At 60.3% G+C, this 13742-nt stretch carries 10 protein-coding genes; all 10 read right to left on the minus strand.

Annotated elements, in window-relative coordinates:
- Positions 1–36: 36 nt before the first annotated feature.
- Positions 37–1488: a mannose-1-phosphate guanylyltransferase/mannose-6-phosphate isomerase gene (locus ACEN8R_RS00535; protein WP_064620199.1), complete on the minus strand. Its 1452-nt coding sequence runs from the start codon at positions 1486–1488 to the stop codon at positions 37–39.
- A gap of 258 nt (positions 1489–1746) precedes the next feature.
- The gene (locus ACEN8R_RS00540; RefSeq protein ID WP_019581115.1) at positions 1747–2403 is read right to left on the minus strand and encodes an alginate O-acetyltransferase AlgF; all 657 of its coding nucleotides are present in this window, start codon (positions 2401–2403) and stop codon (positions 1747–1749) included.
- A 15-nt stretch (positions 2404–2418) separates the two neighbouring features.
- On the minus strand, positions 2419–3594 hold the full coding sequence (locus ACEN8R_RS00545) for an alginate O-acetyltransferase (RefSeq protein WP_086944727.1): 1176 nt from the start codon (positions 3592–3594) through the stop codon (positions 2419–2421).
- An 11-nt stretch (positions 3595–3605) separates the two neighbouring features.
- On the minus strand, positions 3606–5171 hold the full coding sequence (locus ACEN8R_RS00550; RefSeq protein ID WP_018927131.1) for an MBOAT family O-acyltransferase: 1566 nt from the start codon (positions 5169–5171) through the stop codon (positions 3606–3608).
- A 248-nt stretch (positions 5172–5419) separates the two neighbouring features.
- Positions 5420–6550 carry a mannuronate-specific alginate lyase gene (locus ACEN8R_RS00555; RefSeq protein ID WP_305887970.1) on the minus strand — a complete coding sequence of 377 codons (1131 nt, stop codon included), beginning with the start codon at positions 6548–6550 and terminating at the stop codon, positions 5420–5422.
- Between the two features lie 11 nt (positions 6551–6561).
- Positions 6562–8013: an alginate O-acetyltransferase gene (locus tag ACEN8R_RS00560; protein WP_018927129.1), complete on the minus strand. Its 1452-nt coding sequence runs from the start codon at positions 8011–8013 to the stop codon at positions 6562–6564.
- 10 nt (positions 8014–8023) lie between these two features.
- Positions 8024–9613 (minus strand): mannuronan 5-epimerase AlgG, encoded by a 1590-nt coding sequence (gene algG / locus ACEN8R_RS00565; protein ID WP_018927128.1) that lies wholly within the window; start codon positions 9611–9613, stop codon positions 8024–8026.
- Positions 9614–9639: 26 nt separating this feature from the next.
- Positions 9640–11127, minus strand: a complete 1488-nt coding sequence (locus ACEN8R_RS00570; protein WP_018927127.1) for an alginate export family protein — start codon at positions 11125–11127, stop codon at positions 9640–9642.
- Positions 11124–12548 carry an alginate biosynthesis TPR repeat lipoprotein AlgK gene (gene algK, locus ACEN8R_RS00575; RefSeq protein ID WP_018927126.1) on the minus strand — a complete coding sequence of 475 codons (1425 nt, stop codon included), beginning with the start codon at positions 12546–12548 and terminating at the stop codon, positions 11124–11126. The genes ACEN8R_RS00570 and algK overlap by 4 nt, the downstream gene beginning before the upstream one ends.
- Positions 12549–12557: 9 nt before the next feature.
- A complete protein-coding gene (locus tag ACEN8R_RS00580) occupies positions 12558–13727 on the minus strand; it encodes an alginate biosynthesis protein Alg44 (RefSeq protein ID WP_018927125.1) in 1170 nt (389 codons plus the stop codon).
- Between the last annotated feature and the right edge of the window lie 15 nt (positions 13728–13742).

Below are 13742 nucleotides of genomic sequence, written 5' to 3' on the forward strand. Positions count from 1 at the left end.
GCGGGCTGGACGAGGGCTTTTTGATTTGCTGATTGATTACTGCGCGATGGTTTTCACCGACACGCCGCGCTCGATCGGGGTGGAGCGACCGTAGATATCTTCAAACCGCTCGATATCGTCTTCGCCCAGGTAGCTGCCCGATTGCACTTCGATGATCTCGAGTGGAATCTTGCCCGGGTTGCGCAGACGGTGAACCGAGGCGATCGGGATGTAGGTCGACTGGTTTTCACAGAGCAGGAACACGTTTTCGTCGCAGGTCACTTCAGCGGTGCCGCTGACCACGATCCAGTGTTCGGCGCGGTGATGGTGCATCTGCAGCGACAGGCACGCGCCCGGCTTGACCGAGATGTGCTTGACCTGGAAACGACCGCCCATATCCACCGAGTCGTAGGAACCCCACGGACGATAGACTTCGCAGTGGTTCTGGGTTTCGCTGCGGCCCTGTTCGTTGAGGGTGTTGACCATCTGTTTGACGCCTTGGACCTTGTCCTTGTGGACGATCATCATGGCGTCCTTGGTTTCGACCACCACGATGTTTTCCAGGCCGATCACCGACACCAGTTTGCCGTTGCCGTGGATCATGCAGTTTTTGCTGTCCTGGATGACCACGTCGCCTTTGGTGACGTTGCCGTTGGCGTCCTTTTCATTGACTTCCCACAGCGACGACCAGCAACCGACATCGCTCCAGCCCGCGGTCAGCGGTACGACGCAGGCGCGCTGGGTTTTTTCCATCACCGAATAGTCAATGGAATTGTCCGGGCAGCAGGCAAAGGTGGCGGAGTCGATGTCGATGGTGTCGGCATCCTGCACGCTACGTTCCAGGGTCAGTACGCAGGTGTCGTAGATGTCCGGATCGTGCTTTTTCAGCTCTTCGAGGAAGCGGCTGGCGCGGAACAGGAACATGCCGCTGTTCCAGAAATAACCGCCGGACTGGACGAACTCGGTGGCGCGTTTCACGTCGGGTTTTTCGACGAAGTGCGAGACACGGCTGACGCCTTCCGGCAGCAGGGCATCGTTGGTGGATTTGATGTAGCCGTAACCGGTTTCCGGTTTGGTCGCCGGCACGCCGAACAGCACCATTTCGCCACGCTCGGCCGCCACAGTGGCCAGGGCCAGGGCGCGTTGCAGGGCTTTCTGGTCTTCCAGGACGTGGTCGGCCGGCAGCACCAGCATCAACTCGTCGCGACCTTCATTGACCAGCATCATCGCGGTCAGGGCCACGGCCGGCGCGGTGTTACGGCCGAACGGTTCCATCAGGATGCGCTGGGTTTCCAGTTTACGGGCGCTCAGCTGCTCGTTGACGATGAAGCGGTGATCCTTGTTGCAGACCACGATCGGGGTATCCATGCCTTCGAACACCAGGCGTTCCAGGGTTTGCTGGAACAGCGTGTGTTCGCCGGTCAGGGCGAGGAATTGCTTGGGGAATTGCTTTCGGGAAAGCGGCCAAAGACGTGAGCCGCTACCACCTGACAAGATCACCGGAATCATGTTGTTACTCCCTTAAATCGATTGGTTAGAGCCACGAACGTTCTGTCGTTTCACTCTTGTTTTTGTTCCGTAATCAGATCAGCTCACCGATTCTGTAGCAGCTGCCGAGCCTGCGAGGCTGCGTTCGGCGACGTAGTCGTCGTGAATCCCGTCAATGCGGTCATTCAGAAAGACCGAGTTGCTTGGATTGCGACTGCTTCGCAGTCGGACGCAGGCTTCGCCAGCTGCTACAGGGTGATCACCGTCCTGATGAATTAATCAGCGCGTCGACACCGGGCGCTTGACCCAGACTGGCGACAGGCTGCTGCCGTTGCCGGTGACGTACAGCACCGCCGCTTCACCGCGCTCCAGGGCAACCGGCTTCACGTCGCCGACTTTCTTGTCGCCTTCGTACAGCGCCAGGCTGACTTTCACCGGGTTGATTTCACGCTCGCCACGGCCCTTGGCGGCCACGTTCGGCACCACATCGGTCTTGCCGTCGGCGGTTTTCAGAGTCAGGGCCTTGTCGCTGAGGTTCTGCACGCGTACCAGGGATTTCTGTTTGTTCTTGAACGGCGGCTCTTCGATCAGTTGTGGCGCGCCGCTGGCGTTGTTGACCAGAGTGTAATAGTGATCGCCGGCCAGTTTCACCGGCAAGGTCTGGCTACCGACCTTGGCGCTGTAGTCGCCGCCCGGCATGAAGCTGAAGTCAGTGCTGGAAAGTGGCGCGACTTCGTTCAGGTTGGTGGTGCCGACTGTAGCACTGACTTCAGCGTTACCGGCGTTGTAGACCCGCACGAAGGTGGAGCCTTTCGGTGCGGTCGGGCCGTAGAGGGCGGCGTCGCCACCGGCAAAAGCCTGCATCGAGAGCACGCTCATGCCGGCAACGAGAGCGAAGGTCTTGGCGAGACGGCGAGGAGTAGTAGTGAAAGTCATGGGTGTACCTCTCTTTCAGTTTTGCGCCCGGTCGGGCGTCTCGGATTTGGTGTTTACAGCTACGTTTTGTTGGCGCGCGCCGGCTTGTTTAAGCTCTGCGACCCACTGCGGGTCGGCGTCACCGATTTCGTTGTTCACAGGCAGATATCGTTCAGGGAATTCCCAGATCAGCACTTGTGGCGGGCTGTTCTTGAAGGCATCGCTTTTCAGGTAGCTGAGCATCGGCAGAATCGGGCCATGGCCGTCTTCGGCGTAATTGACCACGTCGCTGTGCAGCGCTTCTTTCAGCGCACCGACGAAGTTCCAGTTAGGGTTGGCGCTGTAGCTGGTGCCGATCAGGGCCACCGGCACTTCCGTGTTGGCGAACAACGCGTCATCACCGGTCGGTTGATCCTGGGCCGCCACGGTGTTGCGCTTCTGCAAAGGTTCTGGCGCTGGCATCAGGTTTTCGAACAGCGGGTCCAGCGGCAGGAACAACCGCAGGTCGCCCTTGTGCGTCACCTTCTCCGCCGGTTCAGTGACGAAGTTTTGCGGTTCGCCGCTGAGCGGAGCCTTGTCGGCGATGGTTTTGGCCAAGGTCTGGGCAGCGACTTGTGCGCCTTCCGGGGTCCAGTGGGTGTCGGTACGCAGGAACACTTGCTGACCGTTGCGCTTGGCTTGTTGCAGCGGGCCGAGCAGGTCAGGGGCGAGGATCTTGTCGGCCGCCACGCGAGCGTGGAAGTCCTTGTACAGATTGGTGTGGATACTCGCCGGCTTCACTTCACCCAGGTGTTCCGGGTACAGACGCGTCTTGGCCGGCACGATCGCCATTACCAGTTGCACGCCTCGCTTTTTCAGTTCCTGGCGCACGCCTTCGACCAGCGCGTAGTTGCCTTGCAGGTTCAACTCTTCGTTGACGATCGGGTGGAACTCTTCATCGCTGTAGAGCCACTGATCGCGACCGAGCACCACGCCCGGACGACCTTCGTTGAACAGTTTGAAATCCAGCGCGGCCCAAAGGTTGGTGCCCAGGCGCTTGATCGGGAACTCGTCGTCATAGTGCGTCTCGACGGCTTTGGTCCAGCGCCCGTTGAGCACGGTGGCATCGGCGTTGGTACTGAAGCCGAAGAAGCTGCGTACCGACCACACGCCCAGGACCAGCAAGGTCACCAGGAACAGCGCGATGTAGAAGATGCGTAATGAGCGGGTCATGGTCAGATCCCTCAGAACTGGAAGTAAAGGAACGGCGAAAAGCTTTGCGCCGAGAGTTTGAGAATCGAGGCAATGAACAGCAGCAGTACCAGGGCGCGCATCACGTAACGGGACCAGTCGGCGGTCCAATAGGCCGGTTGCACAGTCGCTTCAACGCCAACGGTGTAACCCGGCTCGTGGATGCTGGCCGGGTTGTCGCCCGGTACGGCTTTGATCATTCCAGGCGTCGCCGCGGCCGGGCCGTCGGTTTCGATGTTCACCGCAGGTTTGGTCTTGACCGGCGGCTGGTTGGTGTAGAAATCACGCAGGCCGAAGAACGCCAGGGTCACGTAAGCCACCACCAGGGTTGCCACTTGCAGACCGGTGAGGCTGGCCTGGTTGAGTTCCGACAGCGACCATTCGCCGAAGCTGAACATTGCGCCGTACATGCGACCGGCGACGTGCAGGTTCTCTGCGCGGAAGATCACCCAGCCCATCACCACCAGCAGGAAGGTCAGGACCCAGCGGATCGGGTTGAAGCTGCGCGGCGAAGTGTTCAGGCCGATGGCTTTTTCGATTGCCAGCCACATGCCGTGCCAGGCGCCCCAGACGATGTAGGTGATGTTCGCGCCGTGCCACAGACCACCGAGCAGCATGGTCAGGAACAGGTTGCGATAGGTCATCAGCGTGCCTTTACGGTTACCGCCGAGGGTGATGTACAGGTAATCACGCAGCCAGGTGGAGAGGCTGATGTGCCAGCGCCGCCAGAACTCGGTGATCGACTGGCTGACGTACGGCTGTTTGAAGTTTTCCATGAAGCGGAAGCCCATCATCAAGCCCAGGCCAATCGCCATGTCGCTATAGCCGGAGAAGTCGAAGTACAGCTGCGCGGTGTAGGCCAGGGCGCCGAGCCAGGCATCGCCCGTGGTCGGGTTCTGCAAGGCGAAGCAATGGTCGGCGACCACCGCCAGGGTGTCGGCGATGAACACCTTCTTGATGAAACCCTGCATGAACCGCGTGGCACCTTCGGAGAACTTGTCGAGGGTGTGGGTGCGGTTGTTGAACTGGTCGGCCAGGTCGCGGAAACGCAGCACGGGGCCCGCGATCAAGTGCGGGAAGATCGCTACGAATGCGGCAAAGTCGATCAGGTTGCGGGTGGCCGGGGTATCGCCGCGGTAAACGTCGATGATGTAGCTGATGGACTCGAAGATGTAGAACGAGATCCCGATCGGCAACAGTACGTGGGTCAGGATGAACGGCGACAGACCGACCGAGGTCATCATCGCGTTGATGCTCTCCACGCCGAAGTTGGCGTACTTGAAGTAGCCCAGGATGCACAAGTCCACCGCGACGCCGAGCAGCAGCCAGCGCTGGGCCGGTTTGGTCCGGACACCAGCGGCGCCAACTTTCAGGCCGATCCAGTAGTTCCACAGCGTGACGGCTGCGAACAACGCAAGGAAGTCCACACGCCACCAGGCGTAGAACACGTAGCTGGCGATCAGCAGCAGCAAGTTGCGATAGCGTTGCCCGCTCAAGTAGTACAAGCCGAGAAAGATCGGCAAGAACAGAAACAGGAACACGTTGGATGAAAATACCATCCTGATCTCTCCATGTTTAACCAACAGTCAAGGGCCAACGGCCCCCCCAAACCCCCCACTGAAAACCGGGGTGGTTGTATTGCATGCTGTGCACTTACCTGTGGCGAGGGAGCTTGCTCCCGCTGGGGTGCGAAGCGCCCCTGAAACCTGATGACGCGGTGTCTCAATCAATCCGCGTTCACTGGGTTACGACTGCTTCGCAGCCGAGCGGGAGCAAGCTCCCTCGCCACAGGGGAATACAGTCAGCTTTAAGAACCTTTGCCTTTCTCGTTGGCCGGGTCGTAGACCTTGGTCAAGTCCCCGCCGAGGCGGAAAGACTTGAACGGCTGCATCTTGTGCTTGAGTTCCAGCACATTCGGCGCGCAGGTGTAGAGCGAGCAGAACGGTTCGAGCCAGGCGAATTTCGAGTCGATCTTGAGATCGGTCATGTCCTGGCCTTTACCGTTTTTCTTCTCGAATTGATCCGGGTCGTCCACGCCGGCCAGCACGCGATCACCCAGGCGTTTCAAGGCACCGTTGTTTTCCTGACGCAAATCCACACCGTTGGCCTGGGCGAAACTGGCGATCATCGCCAGCGGCGGCAGGGCATAGTTGTGGTAGGCGAGGGCGCGTTGCTGGCGCTTGAGTTCGTTAGGCAGGAAGCCTTGGGCATCGATCTGATTGGCGCCGACCTTGAATTCCTTCACGGCCCAGTCGAACAGGTCGCGGCGGTTGATGGCGACCGACGTGGCCATCACCGACCAGGCGGCCCAATACGAGTGGTTGTTGGTCTGTTCAAGCGGCAGGTTGTCCCAATCGCTGACCACCTGATCGGCCATTTTGCTGAACCAGGCTTCAATCACCTGCGCTTGTTCCTGGTGGGTGGCCAGGGGATGCGAGTCAGAGAATTTCAGGCGGATATAGGACGAAGCCATGCTGCCCAATGCCCATTTGCGCATGGACTTGCCGGTGTGGTTGAAGTCCTTGGACATCAATGCATCGGCCTTGGCCCAGGCGGTCAACCAGTCGAGGGTGCATTCCAGTTGTTCCGGGCGACCGTCACGCATGAACTGCATCACTCGCTTGCTGGTGCCGCGCTCGATCTTGGTGATGTCGGCGGTGGTGTCGCGGAAGGCCTTTTCCGACTCCTCGTTCAGAGTCGAACGGGCCTTGTCGGAGCCTTCGTATTTGCTGCGAAACTGCAGGGCGCCGGTGTAGGGCGTCGGCATTGCGTCGCAGCCTTCGCTCTTGTCGCCGGTCTTGAATTTATCCACTGGCGCAAAATACCCCTGAGGCGGGCGCAGTGGCGCGGCGGCCTGGGTGGCGCCAGCGAACATCGCCAGAGCCAGCAGGGAAGGCGCGAGTAACTGTTTCAAAGCTCGGGTTTGCATGCAGTTCATAAGAGGTAGCCTCATTGCCCGGCTTGAGCAGTACGCTGCCCGGTGCCGGAGAACACGTTACGTTTGCAGATTTTCGCTTCGACTTTCTGCGGCGCGGCACCTGGTGTTTCAGGCCCCTGGACTTCAACGGCCAGCAGATTCTGCGAGGCCCAGTCTTCGTCCGTGCGCAACTCGAAGGCGAAACGCCCGTCGGTTTCGGAGGTTTCCGGTTTCTCGATCTTGATGTCCTCATGACGCCCATTCATGTACCAGAGGGTGGCATGCAAGGTTTTCACCGACGTATCGGCGAAGCGGATGTCGACCTGGTGGTCGCTGTTGCGCAGGTCCAGGTTCTTGCTGTTGACCAACAGTTCGTTTTTGCCCGGCTTCACCATGGCGCTGCTGCTCATCTGTGCATCCTTGCCTTCGCAACCGTTGTCGAGCAGCGCCATCATCTGGCGGTAGATGGTTTCCTGGTCGAGGCGATAAAGCGGCGAGAATTCCCAGATGAGAATTTTCGGAGGCTTGGTCTGGAACTCCTGGCTGCCCAGGTACTGCAGCATCGAACCTTCCAGGCCACCGCCGGGGAATGCCACGTTGAGGATGTCGGCGCCGATGGCCTCTTCGAGGAAACCGGCGAAGTTGTAGTTCTTGCCACTGTGGCTGGTGCCGACCAGGGTGATTTCCGGGTTGCCGGATTCACCGAACAGATCGCCATCCGCTGCTTCGCCCTTGGGCTCGGTGGTGAACTGATCCATGTACTGGATCGCGTAGCTGGTGCCACAGAGTTGACCCGCCATGTTGTGTAACGTTCCGGTCTTGCCCATGCGACCCGACTTATGGGTCTCGAATTCACGCTTGGGAATGTCGGCGAAGGCCGGCAACTGCTTGACCTTCTCGGCGACGATCTTCGCGGTGCGCTGGGCGCCATACGGGGTCCAGTGCTGGTCGCCGCGGAAGTAGAAATCGTGGGCGGGCAGGGTGTCGGGCAGCGATTCGTTGGTCAGTGGTGACAGGTCGGGGACCACGTAGCCCATCTGCGCGAAGCGCCCGAGCATGGTCTTGTAGTTGGTCAGGGCCTTGTCGAAATCGTATTTGGCTTTTTCTTCCGGGTTCAGCTTGTTGCGGTTCACCAGGCCACGGGTCGGCTGGTAAACGATGACCAGCTCCACGCCTTTGCTCTTGAACGCATCGTGCAGTTGTTTCAGGCGTTTGTAGCCGGCGGGTGTGGTATCGAATTCGGTGCGCAGGTCTTCTTGGGTACGGAACAGCCAGTCGCCCTGGGCCTGCACCAGCGTGGTGAAGTTCTGCTGATAGCGGGTGGTGTAGTTCTTCGGGTCGTGGGCTGCCGGGCACAGGCTGCAGCACGGCTCGGCGCTGAAGCTCGGTGCCTTGGCGTCTTCGGCACGCACGCCAGTGCTGGCCGCGAGAATACCCGCGGTCAGGGCCGACAGGCTGAGTAATTTGATCAAGTGTGGGTGCATAAAATTATCCTCAGTCCCGCATTTCGGTCTGGCGTTCGACAGGGTCGATCAGCACGGCTTTCTGCTGGCGCACCAGCAGGTCGAGAATTTCATCCTGACGCTCGCCGAGAATTCCCGAGAAGCTGATGCCGCTGGTTTTGGTCGGTGCGAGCATCGACACGCGATACAACTCCACGCTCAGCGGCGAGTCGATCGACAGCGGTCCGCTGCCGTTGGCAGCCAGTTCACCACCGACCACGATCAGCGACACTTCGGCATCGAACGGGTCGAGCTTGATGTCCCGGTCGGTGTCGCTCAGGTCTTTGATGTGCCCGTAGACACCGGTCAGGCCGTTGGCCATCGAGACGTTTTCGTACAGGCGAATGTTCACGCTGTTACGAATCCGGATGCCGTGACGCTTATTGCTGATCACCTTGTTGCCCCACAACAGGTTGTCGGCACTCTCGTAGAGGGTGATGCCGTCGGTGTGGTTCTTGTAGATCTCGTTGTAGGCGATCAGGTTGTTCACGCTGTTACGGTCGATCACCAGGCCTGACAGGTGGTTGTCGTAGCTGCGGTTGTTGAAGATGAAGCTGTCGTTGACCTCACGGGAAATAATGATCCCGTGCTTCTTCTTGGTACCGTACACCGTGTTGTCGGCGATGATCAGACCGTGGGAACGGTCATGGGGGTCGATGCCGTAGACGATGTTGTCTTTGTAGGTGTTGCCCTTGACCACGAAGTCGCGGGTTTCGTAGCAGTAGAAGCCGTACCACATGTCCGAGAACTCGGAGCCGACGATCCAGCCGGTCGGTTCAGGGCGCTTGAGCACCTTGGCCATGTTCGGCGTGTACTGGGAAATACTCACGCCGTAGGACTTACTGTTGGCGTAACCGAAACTGGCGATCTTGCTGTTGGCGATGTAGGTCTCGGTGCCGCCCCAGGACAACAGGAACGGCCGGAATTCCTTGGGCGACGAGAAGGCCGCCGGGCCGTTGGCCTTCTCGCTCCAACCGGTGATCTTGGTATCACGCACAAACAGCTGACCGTCGTTGACCAGGAACGAGCCGGCCTCCTGGGACAGGCGCAGTTCCTGGGTCTGTTTGTCGATTTCCAGAATGCCGTGTCTGCCCACCACGATCGGCAACTTCGCCAGGAACACACCTGGCGACGTTTCGCTGAGGTACTGCTTGGGCAGCTTCTTGGTCAGGTCCTTGAGGTTCATGTAGCCGTCGTCGACGAAGATCGCCTGCGGGATGCCGTGCTGACGCACCACCCACTCGGCCATCTTGTTGTCGCCGCCGATGAAGTCCTTCAAGGCGTCTTCCTGCATCATCCGGCGTATGCTGATCTTGCCGGGCTTGGTGCGCACGATTTTCGCGGCAATGGCTTCGGCGGTGTAGCCAGAAGTGTCCGGCAGTTTCGGCTTGGCCAGGTCCAGCGGCGCAGTTGGCGCGCTGCTGACGGTGTAGGTCTTGGCCTGTTGCAGCCCCTTGGCTATGGTCGTCGATTTGCCCTGTTGCACAGACTTGGCCGGTTCGACGGTGGCGAAGGCGGCTGCGCTGGCCAGCAGCAGCGCGCCGGCCAGCAGGCTGATCGAGCCTTTCTTGGCGCTGTTCATGTCGGGCACTCCCTTCGCGGTTTGCATCAGAAGCGCCAGATCACGTCGATAAACGCACGGTGCATGTACGAGTCGACTTCTTTGCCATAGGCATCGCCGGGCTTGAACACACCGCCACGGAACCGCACCAGGGCCGAAGGCTCATCGATCGACTGGCTCAACGCTGCCGGCAACAGGCCTTGCTTGAAGTACTTGGTGACCACCAGATCCATTTCCTGACCGAGGTCCTTGTTGCCATCTTCCAGCGGCAAGGAGGTGCTGGAGAGGATCGCGCCGGTCGCGTCGTCGGTGTTGTTTTCAACAGCGTTGATGCCGTTGTTGCCCACCGGCTTGTTGCCGTCGACACGCCAGAACTTGTGGTAGATCAGGCTGGCGTCGTATTCGTCGTTGAGCATCCAGGAGCCGAACAGCGTAGCGGTCTGCATGTTGTTCATTTCGCCACGGAAGGCTTCGCCGAAACGGTGAACCCGCGAGCGAGTACCGGTGTAGTTCGAGCGGTTGCTTTCCAGGCCGTTCTGTTGGTACTCGGCGCTGGCGCGGGCATAGGCTGCACCGACTTGCCACTGCGGATCGAGACGCAGACGAACACCCAGGTCGGTAGCCCAGCCGTTCAGGTCTTCACCACGCTTGGCTTCTGCCGGGCGAGTGCCGTCGGCATTCAACGGGTTGACCGTGTCACGGTCGCCGTTCATGCCGGTGATGCTGCCCCAGTAATTGACGGTGTTGGTGTTGCGCCAGTTGTAGGCATCACTGTCGGCGGTGAGGCCGAGCCAGCTGATGTCGCCGTTCTGTTTCTTGTCCAGAGTATCGCCAGCCACGCCCGGCTCCGGATAGTCGAGCTTGCCGTTATCGTGGGTGTGATGACCGCGAATGCCGACCCAGTTACCGGGTGTCCACTGATACGCCGCATCGGCGTAGGCGTGCAGGCGATCCTTGTCTTTGGGGGACAGTTCTTTCAGGTCGGTGCGGTATTCGCTGAAGCGTTCGGCGATACCGACGTTGGCGCGCAACAGGGTGGTGTCGAAGGTCCAGTTCAGGGCTTCGATGTTGGTGTCGCGCCATTGGCCGTCGTCGTTTCGCAGGCGTTGGCGACCGAACTTGAGGATCTCGCCAGGGTAAGGCGTGAGGCCCTGGTAACCGACCCAGAACTCGCGCATCGCCAGGTAGTTTTTCCTGGTCTTGCGATCACCGCTGTCGGTGGTCTGGGTGCCGCTGTTGTCGGACTGCTGCAGGGTGTCGGTTTCGATGATGTCGGTGGACGTCACGGCCTGACCCATCGCGTAGGCGCTCCACGCGCCGCTTTCGCCATAGACCCAAGGGCGCAGGTCGAGGCCGACGCCGTTAACGTCGCCGCCACCGGCGGTGCCCAGGTCACTGTCGTTTTCGGACTGGCCGGTAACTTTGACTTCGAGACCGAAGTTCTTGTCTTCGGTCAGGGCCGCCAGGGTCGGGCACGACCACAGCAGGGCGAATGTCAGGCCAATACCGGCCTGCACGAATGGATTGAGTTTCATAGGGATTCCTCGCCGTCTTCTTCTTGCAAAGCGTGCAGTTCCAGCGTGTCCGGACTCACGGTGCTACGAATGGCTTGCTCTTGTTTGAGCAGGCGTTGGGCCTCGGCCAGCCGGTCAGGCGGCAGTTGCGCTTCGAGTGTTTGCGCAAGCTCAGTGGCTTGCGGGGTGTCTTGAGCCTTGGCCAATTGGCTGAAGACGTAAGCGTTGACCGGGTCGGGCCGGGTGCCCTTGCCTTGGGAGAACAGTTGGGCGATGGCGAAATCGGCGCTGTTCTGGCCGTTGCGCGCAGCGGTCAGCAGGTGATCCAGGGCTTTCTGCGGATAGACCTTGCCCAGGTAACCGCGACGGTAAATCTGGCCGAGGTAGTAATCGGCGGCGACTTCCCGGCCGAGGGCTTTCTTGAAGTGCTCTTCGGCGACCTTGGCGTCGGCCGGCACCATCTTGCCTTCGTAGTAGAGCTTGCCCAGCAACAGTTCGGCGCGCGGCTGGTCGGCGGCGCGGCCGTTGTCCAGGTACTTCATCATCGTGTCGACGTCGCCCAGTTCAGGGAAGTCGTAGAGCAACTGCGCCAGGCTGACCCAGGACGCCGGGTAGCCCGGGGCGATGCCTTCGAGCAGCGACTGAGCGGTTTTTTCGTCGGTCTTGCCCAGGCTCGCATCGCCCAGCACGCGGGCCACGCTGTCGACCCGTTGCGCGGAGACGGTGCCACGGCTGTGAGCGGCCTGCATCTGCTTGATCAGCTCGGCCTGTTGCTCGGGCTGGCCACGTTTCTGATAGACCGTGGCCAGTTCGACGTAGCAGATGTCGGTGGTGTTCAACGCCGCTTTGCAGATCTTTTCCACGTCATTCAGGTGTTGGTCGTAAGTGCCCTGGGTGCGATAGAGCAGCACCTGGGCCAGACCTGCTTCCGGTTTGCCTTCGGCGCGCCATTGGCTGATCTGCTGCTGTGCGTTGACGTTGGGGAAGCTGTGCGGGAATTGCAGATACAGCATCGCCAACGGGATCAGGGTGTTGCCTTCGCCATTGGTCGCGGCTTTCTTCAACAGTGCCTCGGCTTCGTGGTGTTCGGCTTCGGTGGCGCCAGGTTTGGCCACCAGCAGGCGACCCAGGCGAGCCTGAGCCCGCGGCGAGACGCTGGCTGCGGCGCGGTAAGTCGCCTCGGCCTTTTTGATCTGTGCCGGGTCGCGGCTGTCGACCTGAATGTCGGCCAGCCCAACCTGGGCTTCGCTGTAACCCAGGTCGGCCAGTTGCTGATAGTTCTGCGCCGCCAGCGTGGTATCACCGCGCTTGAGGGCTTCATTGGCCAGGCGCTGGTCGGGCAGGCCGGCGCAACCGGCCAGGCTTACGGCCAGTGCAACTGCACACAGTGATCCTATGTGGGTGCGCGGTGTTCTGAGGATTTGTGGAGTCGTCACGGGCATGTCCTCTGTTTAAAGACCGGCGGCCATGGCTTTGTTGATCAGCCAGTTCAGGTTCGGGCCACGGGTGCTGTTCACTTCCGCCGGGCGACCGGCGAGTGCGCTGTCCAGCGGCTCGTCAGGTTTGATCTGCACGCGGATATCGGATGACAGGTCTTCGCTTTTCAGGCTGGTGCTGCTGACGATCTTGCCGGTACGGGTCTGGTCTTCGCCGGCGATCTGGAAGCTGACCGTGGTGCCTGGGCGCACGTCGCCGAACTGGCGATAGGAGAAGCGTGCTTCAACGTTGGCTTCGGTATTGCGTGGCACCAGTTGGAAGATCACGTCACCTTTGTTGGCGTATTGACCGTTAGCCACCAGTTGCTGGGCCACGGTGCAATCGCACGGAGAGGTCAGGGTGCCGGTCATTTGCTTGCCGAAGAGCTCTTCAACCTTGGACGGTTGCAGTTGGTTTTCGTCCAGATGGCCTTTGAGTACGTCGAGCATGCTGGTGCTGAAGGTCGCCAGCGGGGCGCCTTTGGCGGCAACGCCGTCAGCCTTGATCAGGCTCTGCACGGTGCCGTCGCGCGGCATGGTGATGTTCATGCCTTGCACGCTGACCAGGCCAGCCTGGGCGTGGCTGACGAAGTACATGCCGTACACCGATTTGAAGATAAAACCGAACGCCACCAGGCCGACCACGAAGATACCGGCGCTGAAGGTCACCGCTTTCAGACGGCCGAGCGCGGTCATGCCATGACCGCCGTCCTTGACCTTGCGCGCCTTGGTGAAGTTGTCGCGTTGCAGGGTTGCGAGCATTTCACCCACGCTGACGATGTCACCGGCCAGGTGCGAAGTAATCAGGTGGCGCAGGGTGGAAATGTCCCGGGGTTCCAGGTTCTGGAACTGGCAACCTACGCGGCCGGTCTGGCGGTCGACGGAGCGGATCTGCAACTCCACGTCCATGGCCAGACCGAGGTTGTCGATGACGAATTGCAGGCGGGCCTTGTGCACATCGCCGACCTTCAGCGGCAACTGACCGGCGTTGAACGCCAGGCCGCCGGCGGAAAGGTCGATGACCCGGGCTTCGACCGGGGTCCGGTCAGGGCCGAAGAAACGCAGCTTGGCCGGAATTTTCACGCGGGCGTGTTGGCGCTGGGCTTCGGATTCGTGCACTACGTTGCTGTTGACGGCGGTATTCATATGGGCGATTTCCTA

This window comes from Pseudomonas sp. Pseusp15 (assembly GCF_059492165.1).

Bases quoted from the DNA above. Each gene is read 5' to 3' on its own strand.
- ACEN8R_RS00570 (WP_018927127.1), bottom strand. From the start codon at position 11,127: ATGAAACTCAATCCATTCGTGCAGGCCGGTATTGGCCTGACATTCGCC.
- ACEN8R_RS00550 (WP_018927131.1), bottom strand. From the start codon at position 5,171: ATGGTATTTTCATCCAACGTGTTCCTGTTTCTGTTCTTGCCGATCTTT.
- ACEN8R_RS00545 (WP_086944727.1), bottom strand. From the start codon at position 3,594: ATGACCCGCTCATTACGCATCTTCTACATCGCGCTGTTCCTGGTGACC.
- algG (WP_018927128.1), bottom strand. From the start codon at position 9,613: ATGAACAGCGCCAAGAAAGGCTCGATCAGCCTGCTGGCCGGCGCGCTG.
- ACEN8R_RS00535 (WP_064620199.1), bottom strand. From the start codon at position 1,488: ATGATTCCGGTGATCTTGTCAGGTGGTAGCGGCTCACGTCTTTGGCCG.
- ACEN8R_RS00580 (WP_018927125.1), bottom strand. From the start codon at position 13,727: ATGAATACCGCCGTCAACAGCAACGTAGTGCACGAATCCGAAGCCCAG.
- ACEN8R_RS00540 (WP_019581115.1), bottom strand. From the start codon at position 2,403: ATGACTTTCACTACTACTCCTCGCCGTCTCGCCAAGACCTTCGCTCTC.
- ACEN8R_RS00555 (WP_305887970.1), bottom strand. From the start codon at position 6,550: ATGAACTGCATGCAAACCCGAGCTTTGAAACAGTTACTCGCGCCTTCC.
- algK (WP_018927126.1), bottom strand. From the start codon at position 12,548: ATGCCCGTGACGACTCCACAAATCCTCAGAACACCGCGCACCCACATA.
- ACEN8R_RS00560 (WP_018927129.1), bottom strand. From the start codon at position 8,013: ATGCACCCACACTTGATCAAATTACTCAGCCTGTCGGCCCTGACCGCG.